A 22,857-nucleotide genomic window follows, 5' to 3' on the forward strand; every position below is an offset into this window, starting at 1 on the left:
CCTTATTTATCCTGCCAGCTGAAACGGCGGGCGATGAGCATCAACCCCTGCTCCAGCACCAGCCCAACCACGCCAATAATGACGATGGCAATGAGAATGTTTTCGACGTTGAGGTTGTTCCACTCATTCCAGATCCAGAAACCGATCCCCAGCCCACCGGTGAGCATTTCGGCGGCGACGATCACCAGCCAGGCAATACCGATGGAGAGACGCACGCCGGTTAGTACCGCTGGCAGCACCGCCGGGAACAGGATCTTGCGCATTACCGTCCATTCTGAGAGCTGTAACACGCGCGCGACGTTGAGGTAGTCCTGCGGAATACGACGCACACCTTCCGCGGTATTAATAACCATCGGCCAGATCGAGCAGATAAAAATGGTCCAGCTGGACGCAGGCTCCGCTTTATGGAACAGAAGGAGGCCAATCGGCAGCCAGGCAAGTGGACTTACCGGGCGCAGCAGCGCAATCAGCGGCGAAAACATGCGAGAAAAAAAGACAAAGCGCCCAATCAGGAAGCCAAGAGGAATACCCACCAGCGCCGCGAGGCCAAAACCCACCGCCACGCGCTGAAGAGAGGCCAGCACATTCCAACCCACACCCACATCGTTCGGCCCATTGTTATAGAACGGGTCAGCAAACAGCGTCAGCGCGGAATCCAGTGTGCTAAGCGGCGTCGGGAAACCTTTGCTGTTAATGGCGGCGAGTTGCCAGGCCAGCACCAACAACCCCAGCCCCAGCACCGCAGGAATGGTACATTCGGCGATATTGCGCAGCATGCGCCCCGAAGCAGGTGCACGTCGGCGCACCTGTACCGGCGGCAGCGTAATCACTTCACCCGGAACAGCCGGTGCGGCAGCCGGTTTGACATTTTGCGTCTGTTTCATCTCAGGCTCCTCTACGTTGAATGGCAAAGCTGCGGGCATACCCTTCCGGGTCGCTTCCGTTCCACACTGTTCCGTCCATCAGTGTGCTGCTGCGAAACAGGCTGGAAGGCGGCGTAATGCCGCCGACCGCCTGTGCCGCGTCTTTCCAGATATCCGTGCGATTAATGCGTTGCGCGATGGCCCGATAATCGGGCTCCGTTTTGAGGAGTCCCCAGCGGCGAAATTGGGTTAAGAACCACATCCCGTCAGAGATCCACGGGAAGGTCACTTCGCCCTCGGCGTAAAAACGCATCGGATGTGCATCCTGCCAGCGACGACCGATGCCGTTATCGTATTCACCCAGCATGCGGCCTGTGAGGTACTGTTCTTTGGTGTTCAGCCAGCCACGACGCGAGAGGATCTGTGCGGTTTCACGTTTGTTTTCCGCTGACGCTTCAATCCAGCGGGCGGCGTCAATGAGCGCCGCGACCAACGCGCGACTGGTATTGGGGTTTTGCTCAACCCACTCGCGACGCGTGCCAAGCACTTTCTCCGGGTGCTCCGGCCAGATATCCTGCGTGGTGGCCGCCGTGAAGCCGATGCGGTCATTAATCGCCCGCGCGTTCCACGGCTCGCCGACACAAAAGCCCACCATGTTGCCTATACGCATGTTCATCACCATCTGCGGCGGCGGTACGACTACGGTGCGCACATCGTCAAAGGGATGAATACCGCCGCTCGCCAGCCAGTAATAGAGCCACATGGCGTGGGTGCCGGTCGGGAAGGTGTGGGCGAAGGTATAAGCGCCCGGCGCGCTCTGACCTATCAGCTTTTTCAGCGCAGGAAGATCAGTCACCCCTTTCTCCTGTAACTCAGCAGAAAGCGTAATGGCCTGCCCGTTGCGGTTGAGGGTCATCAGGTTTGCCATCGCCTGCGGCTTACTGGCGATTCCCAGTTCCAGCCCGTAAAGCAGCCCATAAAGCACATGCGCCGCATCCAGCTCGCCATTGACCAGTTTGTCGCGTACTGCCGCCCAGCTCGCCTCTTTGCTGGGAACCAGCGTAATACCGTACTTTTTGTCAAAGCCTTTCAGCGAGGCAATTGCCAGCGGTGCGCAATCGGTTAGCGGGATAAATCCCACTCTTACCGTCTCCTGCTCGGGCTTGTCTGAGCCCGCCGCCCACGCCGAATGCATCAAACCCGGCAGCAACATCGCGCCCCCCAATGCCGCCCCGGCCTGCAATAAACGCCGTCGAGAGAGTGAAAATGCATCGCCCATAGCTGCTCCCACATGTAAAAAAAAAGCGCCCGGCAGTGCTTACGCACTGCGGGACGCCGTTATCCTGATGGTTTGAGGCCGCCGTTGGCCCGCTACCGATGATTTACAGGTGATAATGCAATTCAGATGCCAGGTCGTAAATGACCGTGAAATCGGCCTGACGTGGCTGAGCGACTGCCTTCAATGCACTTTCAGCAGGCATGCTCTGCTCGCGAAGAGTGCAATCAGGCAGAAAGATCGCGCTGCCAGAGTGCACTGACCGTTAACAGAGCGCGCGCCACTTCCACCATGCGCTGATTTTTATCCATCGCCATTTTGCGCAGACAGTGCCATGCCTGCTCTTCATTCATTTGCTGATGCGCAATCAACACACTTTTCGCTTTATCGATCACTTTGCGCTCTTCGAGCATCTCTTTTAGCGACGCCAGTTGCCCGGTGAGTACTTCCAGTTCTCGCGCCTGTTGGCGCACCAACGGCAGCAGTTGCCGATCCAGGGTGAATAGCAGGTTATCGCTGGCAGGATCATCGAGCGGTGCAGCGTGTTGCGCCTGCGCGTCATCGTCGCGCAGCAATATCACGACCTCCGCAATGAGATCGCTTATCAGTGATTCCTCAAGGCTGCGAAGTTGCTCCAGACGCTGAGTTTGTAGGCTAAACCAACGCAGTGCCGCCTCGCCGCCGTCAGGCGCGGGCTGACGCGTGCAGGCGATGCGACGCAACTGTTCAATAGCAATGCCCGCCTGCCCGTGTTCATTGAACAACGTTTTCAATGTCTGGCTTGCCAGACTTATAAACCCGTCAAAGCAGGGCTGCTGACCATCAATTCTGTCTACCAACTGCTGGCGAAGATCGTCGCTAAACTGCCCGAGCGTAAAGCCCAGCGCCCCCAGCGCACGTTCCTGCCCCACCAGCTCTTTGCCCTGCATAAAGCTGTAAAGTGCCACGAGTCGCCCGACCAGCGCGGGGTTGTCGATGGTGTCATTAAGTTGGGGAATAATACTCAGCAGATGACGTATCACCCGACTATAACGGGCGGTAGCGGTACCGGCATCCACACGTTGGGTGTTAATGGCATGGCGCAAATCGGGCAACTGCTCCAGAGACCAGACGGCGCTGGCGATGCGCTGGCACAGCCCGGATGCGGCAGGTACCGCCTGCGGGTCAAGCAACTGCAAGAATTCGCGCACCCGCTCATCCACCAGTGCCGCACTCGCCCGGCGTTCAGGTTCATATAAACGTCCACCCGAGCATAACCAGATATTGGACGCGCCGCGTTCGCACTGTAACATGTGTACCAGATGGCTCAACTGGCTTACCAGTTGGCCCTGCTGCGCCAGCTGTTGAAGCTTACCTTTCTGAACCTGGCGCGCATAACGAAACCACTCGATTGCGCCGGGTGTCGTGTCAGCACGATTGATCATGCTCCCTCCCGGTAACGTCTCTTTTATTAACCAAAGCAATAAACGTGCCTTTTTGAAGGAGTAGAGATGCAACATATTGTGATCGTCGCTAACGGTGCCGCCTACGGCAGTGAATCCCTGTTCAACAGCCTGCGCCTGGCCATTGCCCTGCGCGAACAGCAGGGTGACCTCGACCTGAAACTGTTTTTAATGTCTGATGCGGTCACCGCCGGGTTACGTGGGCAAAAACCTGCGGAAGGCTACAACATTCAGCAGATGCTGGAGATCCTCACCGCGCAAAACGTCCCCGTAAAACTGTGTAAAACCTGCACCGATGGCCGGGGCATTACCGCGCTGCCGCTGATTGATGGGGTGGAAATTGGTACGCTGGTCGAACTGGCCCAATGGACGCTGGCCGCTGACAAGGTGCTGACGTTTTAAGCGTTTATTTAGTCGACTTTACTGAAATTACCGTCGATTGCCGCAGATTCTTCCCGGCTGGCGCGCGTTATCTGGTCAATCACGCGCCAGGCTGAATGGTTTCAGGAGAATTCTCACTTTTGTTGAATCGTTGTCAGATTTGTTGATCGAAATCATCATCTTCCCCCTCCCTATTTGGTGTTATCAATGAGTGATTTGTGAACAACATCACATGCAGGATATCCGTCGCAGGGAGTGCATTCACAGAAAGATTCGGGGTTGAGATGGCGATGGTTAAGGCAAGTTTGACGTTATTTGGTGGGGATACGGTGGTGGTGCGTTGCTCAGAGCGCTGCCATATTCATTTAATGAGCGCACAAAGCAGCAACAGCGATATTCTGAGCGTACAAAACAGAGAGAGCGCCTATCTTACGGTGCCTTACAGCGGTACCTGGAATGTGTTGATTGACAGCCACAGCCAGTCGCTTGAACACTCAATCAGCTATGTTGCAGCCTGATTAAGCGCCCGGAAGCCGAAACTTCCGGGCGTTTTTTATGCCAGCCCCGGTTGTGGGTTGATCCCCAGTAAACCGCGAACATATTTAATCAATTCATTGAGCCCTTCATCGGGCATACCGAGTTTCTGTAACTCTTCATCCAGCGAGAAAAGATACTGCGCATTGGTGCCCAGCGGGCCGCTCGCTGCCGCAATTAACGGTGCTATCACCTGTACGCTGGTGTCAGCTTCGTACTGCGGGTGGCGGGGATCCATAATAAAGACCAGCGCGTTAACCTTGCGCCCGTCGTCGAGTTCCAGCTTGCACCAGGTGGGCAAATAGCAGCCGGTGATCATCTCACGTTTCCACAACAGCGAAAGCTCATCTTCAACCGTCGTCTCGGGCAACTGATAGGCGATACCGGTGGTGCGCCCGCCCTCTTTCAACGCCAGCATGCGGCCTGGCTGGCAGGCCGTCCCGCGCCCGGCGGTCAGGCGCAGGCAAAATGCCCGATGCCAGCCGACCAACGTACCGGTACAGGAGTCGGTAAATTCCAGCGCCGGATTCCACATCAGCGAGCCGTAGCCGAATATCCACACCGGCCCGTTATCTGGCCGACACGCAAGCGTAGCGGCCAGGGATGCCGCGCGTTGCTCTGGAGACCAGAGCAGCGATTCCTCAATAGCGCCAAACGCTGTTGTACAATCTGCCTTCATTAAGAAATCACGTGTAATCACTCTCAACCTCCGCCACTACATCACGTCCGTGCGTATTATTCAGACCTCTGGTTTTGGCTAATAGCGAACCAGGCAAATTCTCATCTGCATTTGCCTTTCCCTGAGTTTTTATTGCTTAAATATTATCCAGCTTTATTAAGCAATATGCAATTGCGCATCTGACGGCAAGAGTATTAAACCGTGACAAAGGGCTTTAGGATAATCGTGCTATTGGCCTATTTCTTTTTATGCCATTTGTCATCGTCACCTTTTTCATACTCATGTTTCACTGCGGCCCAGGCCACACGGTGAGCAGTCTCCTCGCGGGAGGCATCGTCCCGACGGTCAGATTTATCTTTGTATTGTTCCCACGCACTGTTAAAGGCTTCTTTGTATATCTCCTGGGCGTGAGCTGGCAAAACATGTTGCACACTGTCGGGTAAATCAGATTTGCTGTTATAGGGCATAAGTCCTCCTGTTAGTGGCTTCATGATAAGTATGGCTCACTGAACCGCAGACAAAACTTAATTAAGAATATTACTCACCTTCAACACATAACATGATGTTAATTAATGGATAAAATAACATAACAACACTTTTCAATAGCTTCATATAAAAGTTATCAATCAGGGTAAACTTTAGTAAAAAATCGTTATATATAAGCCACAATCTGTTAATTTATAGACTTATGCTGTGACGATTAGAAATATTCTAAGTATATAATTATAAACACCTGCACTAACGGAGATGGACATGACGCATGTACAAGAGGCGGTAAAAACCCGCCATAAGGAGACTTCTCTCATTTTCCCGGTTATTGCACTGGCAATATTGTTCTTCTGGGGAAGTAGTCAATCATTGCCAGTTGTTGTCGGGATTAATATCCTGGCGCTTATCGGTATTCTCAGCAGCGCATTTAGTGTTGTTCGCCACGCCGACGTGCTGGCGCATCGCCTCGGCGAACCCTACGGTTCGCTTATCTTAAGTCTTTCCGTGGTCATTCTGGAAGTGAGCCTGATTTCCGCACTGATGGCGACGGGCGATGCCGCCCCTACGCTGATGCGCGACACGCTCTACTCCATCATTATGATTGTGACCGGCGGCCTGGTAGGCTTCTCGCTATTGCTGGGTGGGCGCAAATTTGCGACGCAGTACGTCAATCTGTTCGGCATCAAACAGTATCTGATTGCCCTCTTCCCGCTGGCGATTATCGTACTGGTGTTCCCGATGGCGCTGCCTGAAGCGAATTTCACTATCGGTCAATCTCTGCTGGTGGCGCTGATTTCTGCCGCGATGTACGGCGTGTTTCTGCTGATTCAGACCAAAACGCACCAGAGCCTGTTTGTGTACGAACATGAAGACGATGGCGACGACGATGACCCGCACCACGGTAAACCGTCCGCTCACAGTAACGCCTGGCACGCTGCCTGGCTGATTGTGCATCTGATTGCCGTTATTGCGGTCACCAAGATGAACGCTAACCCGCTGGAGACGCTGCTCACCACAATGAATGCGCCTGTCGCATTTACCGGTTTCCTGGTGGCTCTGTTGATTCTCTCTCCTGAAGGCCTGGGTGCGCTGAAAGCGGTACTGAATAATCAGGTGCAGCGTGCGATGAACCTGTTCTTTGGTTCCGTGCTGGCCACCATTTCACTGACCGTTCCGGTCGTGACGCTGATCGCCTGGATGACGGGCAATGAACTGGTGTTTGGTCTCGGCGCGCCAGAAATGATCGTGATGGTCGCCTCGTTGGTGCTGTGCCATATCTCGTTCTCCACAGGGCGTACCAATGTGCTGAACGGAGCCGCGCATCTGGCGCTGTTTGCCGCCTATCTGATGACCATATTCGCCTGATAAGCATGTCGGCAGCCGTAATTGCGACCATCAGCGAGAATGCGACCGAAACGGCTGCAAAAATGACGAAAGATCGGAAGACGTCACGCAGCGTCCGTATTTCGCCAGTGAAGAATATAAAGCAGGCGACGTAGAATCCGCACCAAGCCGGACTCTTCCGGTGAGGCGCAATGTTGCGGGGGCTTGATCCCCGGCGGCGTTGGTTGCTGGAAAGAGAAAACCCCCGCACGTTGTAAGGCGTAAACCTGACAACATTACGGGGGCTAATCTTGAACCCAGACAAGTCAAGAATAGCCGCGAAACGTTGTCATGACAATAGGCGGCTATATGACGCTCGTGCAGTTTAGCGTGATGTTCTGGCACGACCTGGCAGCCCCAATTCTTGCGGGTATTATCACCGCAGCGATTGTTGGCTGGTAGCGTAACAGGAAGTAACGTGAAGGCGGGCGTCAGGCTGTCGTGATGACAACATGCGCCCGAAACAGGCCGCAGGGGTAATCGCCTGCGGCCTTTTTTGTTCGTGCCAGAAACAAAAAAGCCTTACCGCACAACGGTAAGGCTTCGATAAAATGCAGTACAGCGTGATTACTTGCTGGTATCCAGCTCGTCGAACCCTTTCACCAGGTCGTCGATCGCTTTCATCTGCTTCAGGAAAGGTTCCAGTTTATCCAGCGGCAGCGCGGACGGGCCGTCGCAGCGAGCGTGGTCCGGATCCGGATGCGCTTCGATAAACAGACCGGCGATACCGACCGCCATACCGGCGCGTGCCAGTTCAGCGACCTGCGCGCGGCGACCGCCAGAGGCTGCGCCAAACGGGTCGCGGCACTGCAGCGCATGGGTAACGTCGAAAATAACCGGAGAGTTGTTAGACGCTTTTTTCATCACGCCAAAGCCCAGCATATCAACGACCAGGTTGTCGTAACCGAAGTTCGCGCCGCGATCGCAGAGGATCACTTTGTCGTTGCCGCCTTCGATGAACTTATCGACGATGTTGCCCATCTGACCCGGGCTGACGAACTGCGGTTTTTTGACGTTGATAACCGCACCCGTTTTCGCCATCGCTTCCACCAGATCGGTCTGGCGAGCGAGGAATGCAGGCAGCTGAATCACGTCCACCACGTCGGCAACCGGCTGCGCCTGGCTGGCTTCATGTACGTCGGTAATGATTTTTACGCCGAAGGTCTGTTTCAATTCCTGGAAAATTTTCATCCCCTCTTCCAGGCCCGGGCCACGGTAAGAGTGAATGGAGGAACGGTTAGCTTTATCAAACGACGCTTTGAAGACGTAAGGGATACCCAGTTTCTGGGTAACGGTAACGTAGTGCTCACAGATGCGCATTGCCAGGTCGCGCGATTCCAGCACGTTCATGCCGCCAAACAGCACGAACGGCAAGTCGTTTGCTACGTTGATATCACCAATACTGACCACTTTCTGTTTCATAAGATCGCCTTATTAGGGTAAATACTCCAGTTATCTCGGGATGCGTCCAGGCAGTCCTGCCAATAATGACGTTACATAATTGCCCGCGAGTATAACCGGAATCCCTGGATTTTAGTGAAGGGTAATTTGTTTTTGCGCGATAGTGTTTATCTGCGCGCGAATCATCTCGCTAATCGGATCTTCCGGGCACTGTTCGACGAAATAACTCAGGTCATTCAATGCAATATGCTCACATTCAAGTTGAGCATAGATAAGCCCGCGATCGCGAATTTCATACGGATCTTCCGGATTAAACTGCAACAGCGCTTCACTGGTACGCAGCGCCAGTTCCATCTGCTGCTCTTCCATTAATGCCGATTTCAGCGTATCCAAAAGTTTGCGGATCACTTCTGCGTTATCGGCTTCATCGAGATCTTCATTAAACAGTTCAGCCATTGGGCTGATATTGCCTTTCAGCCACACTTCCAGCGTGTGTTCATCCAGCGTATCGCCGTTAAACGGATTGATGAGCCATAACTCTTCGTTGTCGACATCCGCCCGCAGCAGCAGCTGCGTCGGGAAAATCACCGGTACCACGGGAATGGAAAGGCGCTCGGCGAGCCAAAGCATAATTGCGCCAAGCGAGACGGCGCTGCCCTGGCGATTTTTCAATACTTGATCCAGCCATAGCGCGTCCGAAAGACGGTACACGCCTTTGGAATCGCTGAAATGCCATTCGTGGTAGAAGAGTTCAATCAAGCGCTCCATCTGCCGGGTCAGCGTCCAGGAAGGGCTGATCTCCTCCTGCGCCAGCGCCAGCAGGCACTCCAGTTGCTCATTTACGCGCTGTGTCGGGAAATCATCACGGATTAACTCTGACACCAGGACCATGCCTTCGCACAGCGGCGCTTTATTAAATTCAAAATCAGCCAATGACTTCATACCTTACCCCAACAACGGAACTTTAGTGATGGCGAGTTTAACGATGATGCACAACACCACCAGCCCCAGTAGAAAGGCAATAAAGCCTCGCTGCTGACTGCGCGGACAGCGACGTCCGAGCGCAACAAAACCCAAAACGATGTAGATGATAACGCCAAACAGTTTCTCCGTCAGCCACGTACCTTGTGGGGTGAATGGATAAACATGGGCCATTACCATCAGCGTGATACCGCTCAGCAGCAGCACGCTATCAATAGTGTGCGGTAATATACGCACCCAACGCAATTTCAGACGTGAATCATTGTTCCACGTCCACCAGTAGCGTAGCGCAAATAGTGCGACCGAAAAGATAGCACTGACGACGTGTATCGGCAGAATAACGCTAAACAGGCTCATTGCGCGGCTCCTGGCCAGATGGCAAGCGTCAGACGATCGTTTCCACCGTAATCCTTGCAGGTTTGCGCCTGAAGATAACCTGCGTCGGTAAACAGGTGACGTACCGCGTCACCCTGCGTCCAACCATGTTCCAGTAGCATGATGCCACCCGGCAACAACGCCTGTCGGCCTTCACGGATAATATGCGCGAGATCGGCAAGCCCTTCATTGGCGGCAACCAACGCCGTTTTTGGTTCGAAGCGGACATCGCCCTGAGAGAGATGCGGATCCTGTTCATCAATATAGGGAGGATTACTGACGATCATGGCGAACTGTCGCCCGGCCAGTGCGCTGAACCAATCACTTTGCAGAAAGGTAGCGTTGTCTATGCCCAGCGTTTGCGCGTTCTGCTGCGCCAGGGCGACGGCATCGGCGATAAAATCGACAGCCGTCACACGGCAATCCGGTCTTTCACTGGCGATGGCCAGTGCTATCGCGCCAGTGCCGGTGCCTAAATCGAGGATCTCACAGGGTTCTCCAGGCAAGCGAGCTAACGCCTGCTCGACCAGACATTCGGTGTCCGGGCGAGGAATCAGGGTGACGGGAGACACCGCCAGCGGCAGCGACCAGAATTCGCGCATACCCACTAAATGCGCGATCGGTTCACCGCGCTCGCGGCGCGTCAGCAGCGCATCAAGGGGCGCCAGTTCGGCGGGCGTTAATACTGTTTCGTCAAACGCCATGATAAACGTTCGCGTTTTGCCGGTGACGTGCCCGAGCAGGATCTCGGCATCACGGCGCGGGCTTTCGCTCTCCCGCAGCCGTGCAATTGCCTGTTTCAGCCACTGTTGGTAACTCATCATTCCTAGTCAGATAGCGCCGCAAGCTGGTCAGCCTGATATTCCTGAACGATAGGTTCGATCAGCATGTCCAGTTTGCCTTCCATCACTTCATCCAGACGGTAGAGCGTCAGGTTAATACGGTGATCGGTCACGCGCCCCTGCGGGAAGTTATAGGTACGGTTACGGTCGCTACGATCGCCCGTACCCAGCAGGTTACGACGCGTGGACGCTTCCGCCTGCTGGCGTTTGGCCATTTCAGCGGCACGAATACGCGAACCCAGCACGGACAGCGCTTTGGCTTTGTTTTTGTGCTGCGAACGTTCGTCCTGACACTCCACCACAATACCGGTTGGCAAGTGGGTAATACGGATTGCCGAGTCGGTGGTGTTAACGTGCTGACCGCCCGCGCCTGAGGAACGGAAAGTATCGATACGCAGCTCTGACGGGTTGATATCGGGCAGCTCGGCTTCCGGTAGCTCCGGCATCACCGCAACGGTACACGCCGAAGTGTGGATACGCCCTTGCGATTCCGTTGCCGGAACACGCTGCACGCGGTGCCCGCCAGATTCAAATTTCAGACGGCCATACACGCCTTCGCCGCTGATTTTGGCGATCACTTCTTTAAATCCGCCATGCTCGCCTTCGTTGGCGCTCATGATTTCCACACGCCAGCGGCGCGCTTCTGCATAGCGGCTGTACATCCGGAAGAGATCACCCGCAAACAGCGCAGCTTCGTCGCCGCCGGTACCGGCACGCACTTCAACATAGGCGTTACGTTCGTCATCCGGGTCGCGCGGCAGCAGCAGAACCTGAAGCTGTTGTTCCAGCTCCTCTTCCCGCGCTTTGGCGTCCTGTAATTCTTCCTGCGCCATTTCGCGCATTTCCGGGTCGTCCAGCATCATCTGGGCGGTTTCAATATCGTCCTGAACCTGACGCCAGTCAGTAAAACAGCGTGAAACGTCGCTCAGTTGCGCATACTCACGCGACAGCGCCCGGAATCGCTCCTGATCGGCGATAGTCTCCGCATCGCCCAGCAGCGCCTGAACTTCTTCATGGCGCTCGTACAGAGCTTCCAGTTTGGCAACAATAGAAGGCTTCATTGGCGTAAATGCACCTTGTAATAAAAAGAGTTGTGCTACTCCAGCCCGAGGCTGTTGCGCAGAATATGCAGGCGTTCATCATCCCCGTCACGGGCGGCCTGCTGAAGAGATTTGGTTGGGGCGTGGATCAGGCGGTTGGTCAGCTTACGCGACAGGTCCTGCAAAATAGCCTGGGCGTCGCCGCCCTGCTCCAGCGCAGCGAGCGCTTTTGCGGTGAGCTCTTCACGCGCCATTTCGGCCTGTGAACGGTATTCGCGAATGACATCGCTGGCGCTTTGCGCGCGCAGCCAGGCCATAAATTCGCTGGTTTCCTGCTCAACAATGGTTTCAGCCTGCACCGCAGCGGCTTTGCGCTGGGCAAGGTTGTGCTGAATGATGTTTTGCAAATCATCCACGCTGTACAGATAGGCGTTCGCCAGTTTGCCCACTTCGGGCTCGACGTCACGCGGTACGGCGATATCCACCAGCAGCATTGGCTGATTACGGCGGGCTTTTAATGCACGCTCGACCATCCCTTTACCGATAATCGGCAGCGGGCTGGCGGTAGAACTGATGATGATATCCGCGTCTTTTAAGCGCTCATCGACGTCGCTTAAAGCAATCACTTCCGCGCCCACTTCCTGCGCCAGTACCTGCGCACGTTCGCGGGTACGGTTAGCAATCAGCATTTTCTTGACGTGATGTTCACGCAGATGACGCGCCACCAGTTCAATGGTTTCGCCTGCGCCAACCAGCAACACGGTAACGGTAGAAAGTGATTCAAAAATCTGTCGCGCCAGTGTACAGGCCGCAAATGCCACAGACACCGCACTGGCGCCGATATCGGTTTCGGTGCGCACCCGTTTGGCGACCGAGAACGATTTCTGGAACATGCGCTCCAGTTCGCTGGCATGCAGATGCCCCTGCGCGGAATCCGCGAAAGCTTTCTTAACCTGTCCGAGAATTTGCGGCTCGCCCAGCACCAGCGAATCGAGGCCGCTGGCCACGCGCATCAGGTGGCTGACGGCATCATTATCCTGATGCCAGTACAGGCTTTCACGTAGCTCGGTTTCGTTCAACTGATGGTAGTCGCATAACCAGCGCACGATGGCGTCGTGTAGGTTGTCCTGCTCTTCCACACTCAGATATAGCTCGGTGCGGTTACAGGTCGACAACACCACGCCCCCCTGCACCATTGGCTGAGCCAGCAGGCTCTGCAGCGCCTGGTCAAGCGTATCCGGCGAAAACGAAACACGTTCTCGCAGCGCTACCGGAGCTGTTTTGTGGTTGATGCCAAGCGCTAAAAGGGTCATGTTGCGGGAGTAGTACCAGCGTTGATAAGGTTAGTCTGAGCGCATCATACAGGATGCGCGAGATCAATAAAAGAGACGCTCCCCTTTTGGGGTAGTGCCATCGCTCACCTTGTGAACAAACGGTTAGCCAAGATAATTTAATGATTTAAGACAACTTGAGCGTAGACGCTGCTTCGCCGCGACGCTAGCATTAAGGGTTATAACTGCTACCTATCGCAAGGATTGTCATTATCATGACCCTGTCTGACTTTCGCCTGATTCGTCTGCTGCCGCTGGCAAGCCTCGTTCTAACCGCCTGTGTGACCACGACACCACAAGGCCCGGGGAAAAGCCCGGACTCGCCTCAGTGGCGTGAGCATCAGCAGGAAATTCGCAAGCTGAACCAGTATCAAACCCGCGGCGCATTCGCCTATCTCTCTGATGAACAAAAAGTTTATGCACGCTTCTTCTGGCAGCAGACCGGTCAGGATCATTACCGACTGCTGCTGACTAACCCGCTGGGCAGTACCGAACTGTCGCTCACCGCGCAGCCAGGCTCGGCGCAGTTAGTCGATAACCAGGGCAAAACCTACACCGACGTGGACGGCGAAGAGATGATTGGCAAGCTCACCGGTATGCCGATTCCGCTTAACAGCCTGCGTCAGTGGATTTTAGGCCTGCCAGGCGACGCGACCGATTACAAACTTGACGACCAGTATCGCCTGCGCGAAGTGAATTACACGCAAAACGGCAAAACCTGGAAAGTGGTGTACGGCGGCTATAACGACCAGAAACCGGCGCTGCCTGCGAATATGGAATTGACCGAAGGTTCCCAGCGCATCAAGCTGAAAATGGATAACTGGATCGTGAAATGATGACCCGTTGGCCCTCTCCCGCAAAGCTGAACCTGTTCTTATATATCACCGGGCAACGCGCTGACGGTTATCATGAGTTGCAGACCCTGTTTCAGTTTCTTGACTACGGCGATACGTTAACCATCGAACCGCGTCAGGATGGGCAACTACGCCTGTTAACGCCGCTTGAGGGCGTGCCGGACGAAGAGAATTTGATTGTACGTGCCGCGCGTCTGCTGATGAAAGCGGCGGCGCAAACGCAGCGCCTGCCAAAAGGCAGCGGCGCCGACATCAGTATCGAAAAGCGGCTGCCGATGGGCGGTGGCCTGGGCGGTGGTTCGTCTAACGCCGCTACGGTACTGGTCGCCCTGAATCAGCTCTGGCAGTGTGGTTTATCGGAAGATGAGCTGGCAGCGATTGGCTTAACGCTGGGCGCCGATGTGCCGGTCTTCGTTCGCGGCCACGCCGCCTTTGCCGAAGGCGTTGGCGAGCAGCTCACGCCGATAAATGTGGCTGAAAAATGGTACCTGGTGGTTCATCCTGGCGTCAGCATTCCCACGCCGGTGATTTTTAACGATCCTGACTTGCCCCGAAATACGCCAAAAAGGTCAATAGACACGTTATTAAAATGTGAATTTGGCAATGATTGCGAGGTTATCGCAAGAAAACGTTTTCGCGAGGTTGATGAGGTGCTTTCCTGGCTGTTAGAATACGCGCCGTCGCGCCTGACTGGCACAGGGGCCTGTGTTTTTGCTGAATTTGACACAGAACTCGCTGCTCGTCAGGTGCTGGAGCAAGCCCCGGAATGGTTTAATGGCTTTGTGGCTAAGGGTGTAAACCTCTCTCCACTCCATCAATCCATGCTTTAGCCGGGCAAGCTGAGTTTCGGTGACAACGTCACCCTGTTCCAGACGTTGCATCGCGCTCTTTAATACACCGCCTGGGAAGAATATAGCCTGGCCCGCACAGTTTTTGGCTGATTCTTTCCACCAATGGACGCATGCCTGAGGTTCTTCTCGTGCCTGATATGAAGCTTTTTGCTGGTAACGCCACCCCGGAACTAGCACAACGTATTGCCAACCGCCTGTACACTTCTCTTGGCGACGCCGCTGTCGGTCGTTTTAGCGATGGTGAAGTCAGCGTACAAATTAACGAAAATGTACGCGGTGGTGATATTTTCATCATCCAGTCCACTTGTGCTCCCACCAACGACAACCTGATGGAATTGGTTGTTATGGTTGATGCTCTGCGTCGTGCTTCCGCAGGCCGTATCACAGCCGTTATCCCTTACTTTGGTTATGCCCGTCAGGACCGCCGTGTGCGTTCCGCGCGTGTGCCAATTACGGCAAAAGTTGTCGCTGACTTCTTGTCCAGCGTCGGCGTTGACCGCGTACTGACCGTTGACCTGCATGCTGAACAGATTCAGGGCTTCTTCGACGTACCGGTAGATAACGTATTCGGTAGCCCAATCCTGCTCGAAGATATGCTGCAACTGAATCTGGACAACCCGATTGTGGTTTCCCCGGATATCGGCGGCGTTGTTCGTGCTCGCGCCATCGCTAAACTGCTTAACGATACCGACATGGCTATCATCGACAAACGCCGCCCGCGTGCGAACGTTTCTCAGGTGATGCACATCATCGGTGACGTTGCTGGCCGTGACTGCGTTCTGGTTGACGACATGATCGATACCGGCGGCACACTGTGCAAAGCAGCTGAAGCCCTGAAAGAGCGTGGTGCAAAACGCGTATTCGCTTACGCAACCCACCCGATCTTCTCTGGCAATGCGGTAAACAACCTGCGCAATTCAGTCATCGACGAAGTGGTCGTCTGCGATACCATCCCGCTGTCGGATGAAATCAAAGCGCTGCCTAACGTTCGTACACTGACGCTGTCCGGGATGTTGGCCGAAGCGATTCGTCGTATCAGCAACGAAGAATCCATTTCCGCCATGTTCGAGCATTAATCGAGCCTGGTTAAAAAACCCGCTGCGGCGGGTTTTTTTGTCTATAGTAACTATTTGTATGACCTATGCCTCCTTCACCTGCCATTCACATGACAGATGATGCGCTCACGGATGAAACATTATTGTGAATAAGATCTTCTCCTCACAGGTGATGCCTTTCCGCGCTCTCATCGACGCGTGCTGGAAAGAGAAGTACACCGTATCCCGCTTTACTCGCGACGTTATCGCCGGGATCACTGTCGGTATTATTGCTATCCCGCTGGCGATGGCGCTGGCGATCGGCAGCGGCGTCGCTCCGCAGTATGGTCTGTATACGTCTGCCGTTGCGGGGATTGTTATCGCCCTGACCGGGGGCTCACGCTTTAGCGTCTCCGGGCCGACGGCCGCCTTTGTCGTCATTCTTTACCCTGTATCACAACAGTTTGGCCTTGCCGGGTTGCTGGTCGCCACGTTGATGTCCGGGGTATTTTTGATTCTTTTTGGCCTTGCGCGTTTTGGCCGCTTAATTGAATACATTCCCCTCTCCGTCACGCTGGGCTTTACCTCCGGTATTGGTATCACCATCGGGACGATGCAGATTAAAGACTTCCTTGGCCTGCAACTGACGCACGTGCCGGAACATTATCTGCAAAAAGTCGGGGCGCTGGTGATGGCGCTGCCGACCATCAATATGGGCGATGCTGCGATTGGTATCGTCACCCTCGGCACGCTTATTTTCTGGCCTCGCCTTGGCATTCGCCTGCCGGGTCACCTGCCCGCGCTGATTGCAGGCTGCGTGGTGATGTTTATTGTTAATATGCTGGGCGGCCACGTCGCCACCATTGGCTCTCAGTTCCACTACGTGCTGGCGGACGGCTCGCAGGGTAACGGTATTCCGCAACTGCTACCGCAACTGGTGCTGCCATGGGATATGCCGGGCTCCGACTTCACACTGAGCTGGGCATCGCTGCGCGCTCTGCTACCCGCCGCGTTCTCCATGGCTATGTTAGGAGCAATTGAATCGCTGCTCTGCGCCGTGGTGCTGGACGGCATGACCGGCACCAAACACAAAGCCAACAGTGAGCTGATTGGTCAGGGTCTGGGAAATATTGCCGCGCCGTTCTTTGGTGGCATCACCGCGACCGCCGCCATTGCCCGTTCCGCCGCCAACGTGCGTGCCGGGGCGACTTCACCGGTTTCTGCGGTCATCCACGCGGTCCTGGTTATTCTGGCGCTGCTGATCCTCGCGCCACTGCTCTCCTGGCTGCCGCTTTCGGCAATGGCCGCACTGCTGCTGATGGTGGCCTGGAACATGAGTGAAGCGCATAAAGTGGTTAACCTGCTTCGCCGCGCGCCGAAAGATGACATCATCGTGATGCTTATCTGTATGTCGCTAACGGTACTGTTCGATATGGTTATCGCCATTAGCGTGGGGATTGTACTCGCATCGCTGCTGTTTATGCGCCGTATCGCGCAAATGACCCGCCTGTCACCGGTCAATGTGGATGTACCGGATGACGTGCTGGTGCTACGCGTGATTGGCCCGCTGTTCTTTGCCGCTGCCGAAAATCTGTTTACTGACCTTGAATCACGTATCGAAGGCAAGCGTATCGTAGTGCTGAAGTGGGATGCCGTACCGGTGCTCGATGCAGGTGGGCTGGATGCGTTCCAGCGATTTGTGAGTAAGCTACCGGAAGGATGTGAACTGCGAGTGTCAAATATGGAATTCCAGCCGCTGCGCACGATGGCACGCGCCGGAATTAAACCGATTCCGGGCCGCCTGACCTTCTTCCCGAATAAAGAAGCGGCGCTGGACGATATCAAATAGCAAAATGGCTCCTGCGGGAGCCATTTTTTTCGTCAGATATCAGTGACTGGTGCGTTTGTCCCGGCGACAACGTTTATCATAGTGGCGTACCCACCAGTATTTGTCGCAGACCTGTTCGTGTCCCCCGACACGCGCCCCGGCAAGCCAGAGGATTGCGCCAATAAAGATGCTTAAGACAGCACCGTGCGCGAAAAACTGTGGCAAATTGAACTGTGGCAACTGGTTTAAAATAGAATAGCCGACGCCGACCACCATTACGACCAGGCCCAGACCCATGAGCACATTACCGAGTAACGAAGCGTTTTTACGTTTCATATGTCACCTCCGAGCTTTTGGGCTTAAGGGAAATATCCCTTCTCCTTGTGTGTAAAGTATAGACACCACTTTTGGCAATTTGTGCGATGGCGATCGCAATTACGAACATTAACGCAACAAAACTTTACATTTAAGTTACTGAATTACATCAAGTCCAAATGGTCACTCGAATGAACTATTCGGTTTTTGCCCCTTTGGGCGCTTATTTTTGTCAAGTGCGCGATCACCACGTAAACTACGCGCCAGAAATACGACCTGTTCAGGAATAATAACGTGACGATTAAACTGATTGTCGGCCTGGCTAACCCCGGCGCAGAGTATGCTGCGACGCGCCATAACGCGGGTGCCTGGTATGTCGATTTGCTGGCGGAGCGCGCCCGTGCGCCGCTGAAAGAAGAAAGTAAATTTTTTGGCTACACCTCGCGCATTAATCTGGCGGGTGAAGATGTGCGCCTGCTGGTCCCCACCACTTTTATGAACCTGAGTGGAAAAGCGGTTGCCGCGCTGGCGACGTTCTATCGTATTAATCCGGATGAAATTCTGGTGGCGCACGATGAGCTCGACCTGGCTCCAGGCGTCGCAAAGTTTAAGCTGGGTGGTGGTCATGGCGGCCATAATGGGCTTAAAGATATCATCAGCAAACTGGGCAATAACCCCAATTTTCATCGCTTACGCATCGGAATTGGCCATCCGGGGGATAAAAACAAAGTTGTCGGTTTCGTTCTCGGCAAACCGCAGGCTTCTGAACAGAAGCTAATCGACGAAGCGGTAGACGAAGCGGCGCGCTGTACCGAGATCTGGCTGAAGGATGGCTTAACCAAAGCCACCAACCGTTTGCACGCCTTTAAGGCGCAATAACCGTTGAACTGCGGCATTTTTTCCGCATGCCGTGTATAATAGGCAGAGTTATTTACTTTTCTGATACCTGTTATCAATAACAGGTTGATTATCAAAAGATTAAGGTGATTTAAACATGGGATTTAAATGCGGTATCGTCGGTTTGCCTAACGTGGGCAAATCCACCCTGTTCAATGCGCTCACGAAAGCAGGTATTGAAGCGGCGAACTTCCCGTTCTGTACCATTGAGCCGAACACCGGTGTTGTACCCATGCCCGACCCGCGTCTGGACCAGCTGGCTGAAATCGTTAAACCGCAGCGCATCCTGCCAACCACCATGGAATTCGTGGACATCGCAGGCCTGGTAAAAGGCGCGTCCAAAGGTGAAGGTCTGGGTAACCAGTTCCTGACCAACATCCGCGAAACCGAAGCCATTGGCCACGTCGTTCGTTGCTTCGAAAACGACAATATCATCCACGTTTCTGGCAAAGTTGATCCGGCAGAAGATATCGACGTCATCAACACCGAACTGGCGCTCTCTGACCTTGATACCTGCGAACGCGCTATCCACCGCGTGCAGAAGAAAGCCAAAGGCGGCGATAAAGACGCGAAAGCTGAACTGGCTGCACTGGAAAAATGCCTGCCGCAACTGGAAAACGCCGGTATGCTGCGCGCGCTGGATCTCACAGAAGAAGACAAGGCCGCCATCCGCTACCTGAGCTTCCTCACCCTGAAGCCAACCATGTACATCGCTAACGTCAATGAAGACGGTTTCGAGAACAACCCATACCTGGACAAAGTACGCGAAATCGCCGCCGCCGAAGGTTCCGTGGTGGTTCCGGTGTGTGCTGCCGTTGAATCTGATATCGCCGAACTCGACGATGAAGAGCGTGACGAATTTATGCAGGAACTGGGACTTGAAGAGCCAGGTCTGAACCGCGTGATTCGCGCCGGTTACGCCCTACTGAATCTGCAAACTTACTTCACCGCAGGCGTGAAAGAAGTGCGCGCGTGGACCATTCCTGTCGGCGCGACCGCACCGCAGGCTGCCGGTAAAATCCACACCGACTTCGAAAAAGGCTTCATCCGCGCCCAGACTATCGCGTTTGAAGACTTCATCACCTACAAGGGTGAACAAGGCGCGAAAGAAGCCGGTAAAATGCGTGCAGAAGGGAAAGAGTACATCGTGAAAGATGGCGATGTGATGAACTTCTTGTTTAACGTGTAAGGTGGTTTGTCAGGCCTGTTGGTCTCAATGAACACAATAAAAAATCCACGCATTTGCGTGGATTTTTTTGTTTGCGGCTGAGCGAGAAAAGTGACAGCGCAACATTGAGGTTTAACATTAGCCGTGCTTTAAGGAAACTGGCGCCTTTTCAACGCCAGTTTTTCATTTTGAGAAACGTATTAGCGAGTAGTGCCGAGCGGAATTTCCGGATCAGGCTCGTGCGTTATTCGGTTACGCAGGTCTCTACGGATAATTTCAATAGACCAGAACCAGATTAAATGCCCAAAAATTTCAGAGACATTTTCATACCAGGGAAGATCAAACAATGGAGGAGTCAGCCCCATTAATGGGAAAGAGATCATATGCACAAAAAGCTGCGCTAATGCACCAGCCAATAACCCCTGCCAGAGTTTAATTTTCGGGAAAACTTCAGCAACGACGCAGTAGCCCAAAGCGAATACAATTGAAAAGATAATATGCGTGACACCAACCCAGTTAAATACATGACCGGCGAAGGTATAAACTGCCGCATTAGGATCCGCAAGCCCCACCCAGTCACGAAGAAAAACATAAGGAGGATTAAGGAAATTGCGTGAGCAATCAATTTGCCCCGCCGCTCTAATTAATGATTCAGGGCCACACGCAGCATTGAATATATCAACAGGACTGCGTGGAGGTAATGGCACCTCAGCCCCCCATTTCACGAATGCTGACACGATACCGGCAATCAAACCGATAAAAGCAGCGAGGCCATAACGTCTACGGTTTGGTGGAGTCTGTTCAAATATATTCATATTTCTTCCATTGAAAGTGATCGTATTAATCTCATCTTAAGATAGTATTCCTAAAACTTCTTAACTGTAAAGATATGTATAGAGCTTCTTGTCTACTTTCAGATATTGCACGTCAGACCGAGGGAAAATCTCACTGTAAAAAATCCACGCCACCACGTGGATTTTTCGCAAACTAACCCTATTCCCCCAGTGCCCGCCTGATCTCCACCAATGCATTCGGGTCCTCAATCGTCGTAAGATCCCCCGGGTCTCTCCCCTCACAAATCGCCTGCATCGCGCGCCTGAGCATTTTGCCGGATCGCGTTTTCGGCAACTGTGAAACAAAGTAAATCCGCGCCGGTCGCCCGAAGTGACCAATCTGGTCATCCACCCGATGCTGGATAGCCTGTTCTTCCTCCTGCGCCACATCGCGCAACAGCAGGCTGTCGCCCTGTTTGGGGATAACAAACGCCACGGCTACCTGCCCTTTCACCGCATCCTTCACGCCGACCACCGCCACTTCCGCGACGTTACCGTAGCCCGAGATGCTCTCTTCAATTTCGCGCGTCCCGAGCCGATGCCCGGCGATGTTGATCACGTCGTCCGTGCGCCCAAGGATAAAGTAATAGCCGTCCTCATCCCGAATGCCCCAGTCAAAAGTCGCGTATACCGGGCGCTCGAACAGTGACCAGTAGGTATTCACAAAACGCTCATCATTGCCCCAGATGGTCTGAATACAGCCCGGCGGTAGCGGCCCTTCAATCACGACCATGCCCTTTTCATTCGCACCGCATGGCTGCCCGGTATGTTCATTGAGCAGTTTGACGTGATAGCCAAACATCGGCACGCCAGGGCTGCCGAGGCGTGTCGGGCGATCGCTCAACTCGCGGGCGATAGCCATAATTGGCCAGCCAGATTCAGTCTGCCAGTAGTTGTCGATGACCGGGATGCCCAGCGTTTCGGTCACCCAACTGGCGGTCGGTTCATCCAGCGGTTCTCCGGCGAGATACAGGACTTCCAGCGATGAAATATCATGATTGCGTATTTGCGCGGTGGGGAATTTCTTCAGCACGCGAATGGCAGTCGGCGCGGAGAACATCCGGCTGACCTGATATTTTTCAACGATTTTCCACCAGACGCTGCAATCCGGCCAGGTCGGCGTGCCTTCAAAAACCACTGTCGCCATCCCCGCCAGCAGCGGCGCATAAACGATATACGAATGCCCCACCACCCAGCCGATATCGGAGGTGCAGAAGAACACGCCGCCCGCTTTACCGCCAAAAATCGTCGCCATCGTCGTCGCCAGCGCCACGGCATAACCGCCGACATCGCGCTGAACGCCTTTCGGTTTTCCCGTCGTGCCAGAGGTATAAAGAATGCAGGAGGTTTCACTCGCCTCCAGCCAGACAACCGGCACCCGGGCATCAAGATGCTGCTCACGCAGTATCGCGTAATCGGCATCACGCTCAGCTACGCGCTGCATCGGTGCCAGCCCACGGTCAACCAGCAGCACCCGTTGCGGCGGATGTTCTGCGAGCGAAATCGCATCGTCGAGCAACTTTTTGTAAGGGATCACTTTCCCGGCGCGCGATCCGCCATCCGCTGAGACGATCAGCACCGGGCGCGCATCATCAATCCGCGCCGCCAGGCTGTGCGAGGCGAAACCGCCAAACACAACTGAGTGGATCGCACCAATGCGGGCGCAGGCCAGCAGCGTAATATGCGCTTCGGCGATCATCGGCATATACACCAGCACCCGGTCACCGCGCGAGACGCCAAGCGTTTGCAGCATCGCTGCTGTGCGATTCACTTCGGCGTGCAGTTCGCGAAAGGTAAATGTTCGCTCCTCGCCCGTTTCCGCCGACACGGCAATCAGCGCCAGCGCCTCAGGTTGGGTCGTTAGCCAGCGATCGATAGCGTTATGGCACAGGTTGGTCGTGCCGCCGCAAAACCAGCGGGCAAACGGTGGATTGTCATAGTTGAGCGTACGCGTAAACGGCATCTGCCAGTCGATGCGCCGGGCCTGCTCGGCCCAGAATGCCTCCGGGTCGTTAATCGACCGCTGATAGAACGTCTCATAAGACATAGAAGTCTCCTTC

At 54.4% G+C, this 22,857-nt stretch carries 24 protein-coding genes; 10 read left to right on the forward strand and 14 right to left on the reverse strand.

Translation table 11 applies throughout. The features are described from left to right. Positions 1-2: 2 nt before the first annotated feature. From ntrB to nasR, 3 genes are all read right to left on the reverse strand, one after another. Positions 3-884, reverse strand: coding sequence for a nitrate ABC transporter permease (ntrB, locus tag NMC31_RS12810; RefSeq protein ID WP_253898146.1), 882 nt, complete (start codon positions 882-884; stop codon positions 3-5). A 1-nt stretch (position 885) separates the two neighbouring features. Beyond that, the gene (locus tag NMC31_RS12815) at positions 886-2,142 is read right to left on the reverse strand and encodes a CmpA/NrtA family ABC transporter substrate-binding protein (RefSeq protein WP_253898147.1); all 1,257 of its coding nucleotides are present in this window, start codon (positions 2,140-2,142) and stop codon (positions 886-888) included. A 224-nt stretch (positions 2,143-2,366) separates the two neighbouring features. Next, the gene (nasR, locus tag NMC31_RS12820) at positions 2,367-3,563 is read right to left on the reverse strand and encodes a nitrate regulatory protein NasR (RefSeq protein ID WP_253898148.1); all 1,197 of its coding nucleotides are present in this window, start codon (positions 3,561-3,563) and stop codon (positions 2,367-2,369) included. Positions 3,564-3,629: 66 nt separating this feature from the next. Here nasR and NMC31_RS12825 point away from each other — a divergent pair, with 66 nt between their 5' ends. Further along, entirely contained in the window at positions 3,630-3,983 is a 354-nt protein-coding gene (locus tag NMC31_RS12825; RefSeq protein WP_015964137.1) for a DsrE/DsrF/TusD sulfur relay family protein, read from the forward strand. Between the two features lie 263 nt (positions 3,984-4,246). Further along, positions 4,247-4,480 (forward strand): DUF1883 domain-containing protein, encoded by a 234-nt coding sequence (locus NMC31_RS12830; RefSeq protein WP_149462869.1) that lies wholly within the window; start codon positions 4,247-4,249, stop codon positions 4,478-4,480. 35 nt (positions 4,481-4,515) lie between these two features. Here the strand turns inward: NMC31_RS12830 and NMC31_RS12835 are convergent, their stop codons facing one another. Then, complete coding sequence (locus NMC31_RS12835; protein WP_253898149.1) at positions 4,516-5,196, reverse strand: gamma-glutamylcyclotransferase; 681 nt, start codon at positions 5,194-5,196, stop codon at positions 4,516-4,518. Between the two features lie 215 nt (positions 5,197-5,411). Next, positions 5,412-5,642 (reverse strand): putative cation transport regulator ChaB, encoded by a 231-nt coding sequence (gene chaB, locus NMC31_RS12840; protein WP_253898150.1) that lies wholly within the window; start codon positions 5,640-5,642, stop codon positions 5,412-5,414. Between the two features lie 286 nt (positions 5,643-5,928). On the opposite strand from chaB, the gene chaA reads away from it, so the two are divergent. Continuing rightward, positions 5,929-7,029: a sodium-potassium/proton antiporter ChaA gene (gene chaA / locus NMC31_RS12845; RefSeq protein WP_253898151.1), complete on the forward strand. Its 1,101-nt coding sequence runs from the start codon at positions 5,929-5,931 to the stop codon at positions 7,027-7,029. A gap of 327 nt (positions 7,030-7,356) precedes the next feature. After that, positions 7,357-7,449 carry a type I toxin-antitoxin system toxin Ldr family protein gene (locus tag NMC31_RS12850; RefSeq protein ID WP_149462731.1) on the forward strand — a complete coding sequence of 31 codons (93 nt, stop codon included), beginning with the start codon at positions 7,357-7,359 and terminating at the stop codon, positions 7,447-7,449. Positions 7,450-7,614: 165 nt separating this feature from the next. Here NMC31_RS12850 and kdsA read toward each other — a convergent pair whose 3' ends face one another. From kdsA to hemA, 6 genes are all read right to left on the reverse strand, one after another. Beyond that, positions 7,615-8,469: a 3-deoxy-8-phosphooctulonate synthase gene (kdsA, locus tag NMC31_RS12855; protein ID WP_015964131.1), complete on the reverse strand. Its 855-nt coding sequence runs from the start codon at positions 8,467-8,469 to the stop codon at positions 7,615-7,617. A 111-nt stretch (positions 8,470-8,580) separates the two neighbouring features. Then, a complete protein-coding gene (gene sirB1, locus NMC31_RS12860) occupies positions 8,581-9,390 on the reverse strand; it encodes an invasion regulator SirB1 (protein WP_015964130.1) in 810 nt (269 codons plus the stop codon). Between the two features lie 3 nt (positions 9,391-9,393). Continuing rightward, complete coding sequence (locus tag NMC31_RS12865; RefSeq protein WP_253898152.1) at positions 9,394-9,786, reverse strand: SirB2 family protein; 393 nt, start codon at positions 9,784-9,786, stop codon at positions 9,394-9,396. Next, the gene (prmC, locus tag NMC31_RS12870; protein WP_253898178.1) at positions 9,783-10,625 is read right to left on the reverse strand and encodes a peptide chain release factor N(5)-glutamine methyltransferase; all 843 of its coding nucleotides are present in this window, start codon (positions 10,623-10,625) and stop codon (positions 9,783-9,785) included. The genes NMC31_RS12865 and prmC overlap by 4 nt, the downstream gene beginning before the upstream one ends. A 5-nt stretch (positions 10,626-10,630) precedes the next feature. Further along, positions 10,631-11,707 carry a peptide chain release factor 1 gene (gene prfA / locus NMC31_RS12875; RefSeq protein ID WP_253898153.1) on the reverse strand — a complete coding sequence of 359 codons (1,077 nt, stop codon included), beginning with the start codon at positions 11,705-11,707 and terminating at the stop codon, positions 10,631-10,633. Between the two features lie 35 nt (positions 11,708-11,742). Next, positions 11,743-12,999: a glutamyl-tRNA reductase gene (gene hemA, locus NMC31_RS12880; protein ID WP_108477117.1), complete on the reverse strand. Its 1,257-nt coding sequence runs from the start codon at positions 12,997-12,999 to the stop codon at positions 11,743-11,745. A 233-nt stretch (positions 13,000-13,232) separates the two neighbouring features. Between hemA and lolB the strand changes: the two genes are divergently transcribed. From lolB to dauA, 4 genes are all read left to right on the forward strand, one after another. After that, complete coding sequence (lolB, locus tag NMC31_RS12885; RefSeq protein WP_149462736.1) at positions 13,233-13,853, forward strand: lipoprotein insertase outer membrane protein LolB; 621 nt, start codon at positions 13,233-13,235, stop codon at positions 13,851-13,853. Then, positions 13,850-14,701: a 4-(cytidine 5'-diphospho)-2-C-methyl-D-erythritol kinase gene (gene ispE, locus NMC31_RS12890; RefSeq protein WP_253898154.1), complete on the forward strand. Its 852-nt coding sequence runs from the start codon at positions 13,850-13,852 to the stop codon at positions 14,699-14,701. The genes lolB and ispE overlap by 4 nt, the downstream gene beginning before the upstream one ends. Before the next feature lie 149 nt (positions 14,702-14,850). Then, positions 14,851-15,798 (forward strand): ribose-phosphate diphosphokinase, encoded by a 948-nt coding sequence (gene prs / locus NMC31_RS12895; protein ID WP_003856663.1) that lies wholly within the window; start codon positions 14,851-14,853, stop codon positions 15,796-15,798. A 124-nt stretch (positions 15,799-15,922) separates the two neighbouring features. Further along, a complete protein-coding gene (dauA, locus tag NMC31_RS12900; protein ID WP_253898155.1) occupies positions 15,923-17,605 on the forward strand; it encodes a C4-dicarboxylic acid transporter DauA in 1,683 nt (560 codons plus the stop codon). A 39-nt stretch (positions 17,606-17,644) separates the two neighbouring features. On the opposite strand, the gene ychH is transcribed toward dauA, so the two are convergent. After that, positions 17,645-17,920 (reverse strand): stress-induced protein YchH, encoded by a 276-nt coding sequence (gene ychH, locus NMC31_RS12905; RefSeq protein ID WP_149462739.1) that lies wholly within the window; start codon positions 17,918-17,920, stop codon positions 17,645-17,647. A gap of 273 nt (positions 17,921-18,193) precedes the next feature. Here ychH and pth point away from each other — a divergent pair, with 273 nt between their 5' ends. Next, entirely contained in the window at positions 18,194-18,778 is a 585-nt protein-coding gene (gene pth / locus NMC31_RS12910) for an aminoacyl-tRNA hydrolase (RefSeq protein WP_253898156.1), read from the forward strand. Positions 18,779-18,893: 115 nt separating this feature from the next. Then, a complete protein-coding gene (gene ychF / locus NMC31_RS12915; protein ID WP_253898157.1) occupies positions 18,894-19,985 on the forward strand; it encodes a redox-regulated ATPase YchF in 1,092 nt (363 codons plus the stop codon). A 179-nt stretch (positions 19,986-20,164) separates the two neighbouring features. Here ychF and NMC31_RS12920 read toward each other — a convergent pair whose 3' ends face one another. Both NMC31_RS12920 and prpE read right to left on the reverse strand, forming a co-directional pair. Further along, positions 20,165-20,779 carry a YagU family protein gene (locus tag NMC31_RS12920; RefSeq protein WP_149462741.1) on the reverse strand — a complete coding sequence of 205 codons (615 nt, stop codon included), beginning with the start codon at positions 20,777-20,779 and terminating at the stop codon, positions 20,165-20,167. 178 nt (positions 20,780-20,957) lie between these two features. After that, positions 20,958-22,844 (reverse strand): propionate--CoA ligase, encoded by a 1,887-nt coding sequence (gene prpE, locus NMC31_RS12925; protein WP_253898158.1) that lies wholly within the window; start codon positions 22,842-22,844, stop codon positions 20,958-20,960. Positions 22,845-22,857 lie beyond the last annotated feature (13 nt).

Origin of the sequence: Pseudocitrobacter vendiensis (assembly GCF_943590815.1) — a bacterium.
GTDB lineage: Bacteria > Pseudomonadota > Gammaproteobacteria > Enterobacterales > Enterobacteriaceae > Pseudocitrobacter > Pseudocitrobacter vendiensis.

Coding starts and splice junctions, on each gene's coding strand:
- ntrB (WP_253898146.1), bottom strand. CDS start 884: ATGAAACAGACGCAAAATGTCAAACCGGCTGCCGCACCGGCTGTTCCG.
- NMC31_RS12815 (WP_253898147.1), bottom strand. CDS start 2,142: ATGGGCGATGCATTTTCACTCTCTCGACGGCGTTTATTGCAGGCCGGG.
- nasR (WP_253898148.1), bottom strand. CDS start 3,563: ATGATCAATCGTGCTGACACGACACCCGGCGCAATCGAGTGGTTTCGT.
- NMC31_RS12825 (WP_015964137.1), top strand. CDS start 3,630: ATGCAACATATTGTGATCGTCGCTAACGGTGCCGCCTACGGCAGTGAA.
- NMC31_RS12830 (WP_149462869.1), top strand. CDS start 4,247: ATGGCGATGGTTAAGGCAAGTTTGACGTTATTTGGTGGGGATACGGTG.
- chaB (WP_253898150.1), bottom strand. CDS start 5,642: ATGCCCTATAACAGCAAATCTGATTTACCCGACAGTGTGCAACATGTT.
- chaA (WP_253898151.1), top strand. CDS start 5,929: ATGACGCATGTACAAGAGGCGGTAAAAACCCGCCATAAGGAGACTTCT.
- NMC31_RS12850 (WP_149462731.1), top strand. CDS start 7,357: ATGACGCTCGTGCAGTTTAGCGTGATGTTCTGGCACGACCTGGCAGCC.
- kdsA (WP_015964131.1), bottom strand. CDS start 8,469: ATGAAACAGAAAGTGGTCAGTATTGGTGATATCAACGTAGCAAACGAC.
- sirB1 (WP_015964130.1), bottom strand. CDS start 9,390: ATGAAGTCATTGGCTGATTTTGAATTTAATAAAGCGCCGCTGTGCGAA.
- NMC31_RS12865 (WP_253898152.1), bottom strand. CDS start 9,786: ATGAGCCTGTTTAGCGTTATTCTGCCGATACACGTCGTCAGTGCTATC.
- prmC (WP_253898178.1), bottom strand. CDS start 10,625: ATGAGTTACCAACAGTGGCTGAAACAGGCAATTGCACGGCTGCGGGAG.
- prfA (WP_253898153.1), bottom strand. CDS start 11,707: ATGAAGCCTTCTATTGTTGCCAAACTGGAAGCTCTGTACGAGCGCCAT.
- hemA (WP_108477117.1), bottom strand. CDS start 12,999: ATGACCCTTTTAGCGCTTGGCATCAACCACAAAACAGCTCCGGTAGCG.
- lolB (WP_149462736.1), top strand. CDS start 13,233: ATGACCCTGTCTGACTTTCGCCTGATTCGTCTGCTGCCGCTGGCAAGC.
- ispE (WP_253898154.1), top strand. CDS start 13,850: ATGATGACCCGTTGGCCCTCTCCCGCAAAGCTGAACCTGTTCTTATAT.
- ychH (WP_149462739.1), bottom strand. CDS start 17,920: ATGAAACGTAAAAACGCTTCGTTACTCGGTAATGTGCTCATGGGTCTG.
- ychF (WP_253898157.1), top strand. CDS start 18,894: ATGGGATTTAAATGCGGTATCGTCGGTTTGCCTAACGTGGGCAAATCC.
- NMC31_RS12920 (WP_149462741.1), bottom strand. CDS start 20,779: ATGAATATATTTGAACAGACTCCACCAAACCGTAGACGTTATGGCCTC.
- prpE (WP_253898158.1), bottom strand. CDS start 22,844: ATGTCTTATGAGACGTTCTATCAGCGGTCGATTAACGACCCGGAGGCA.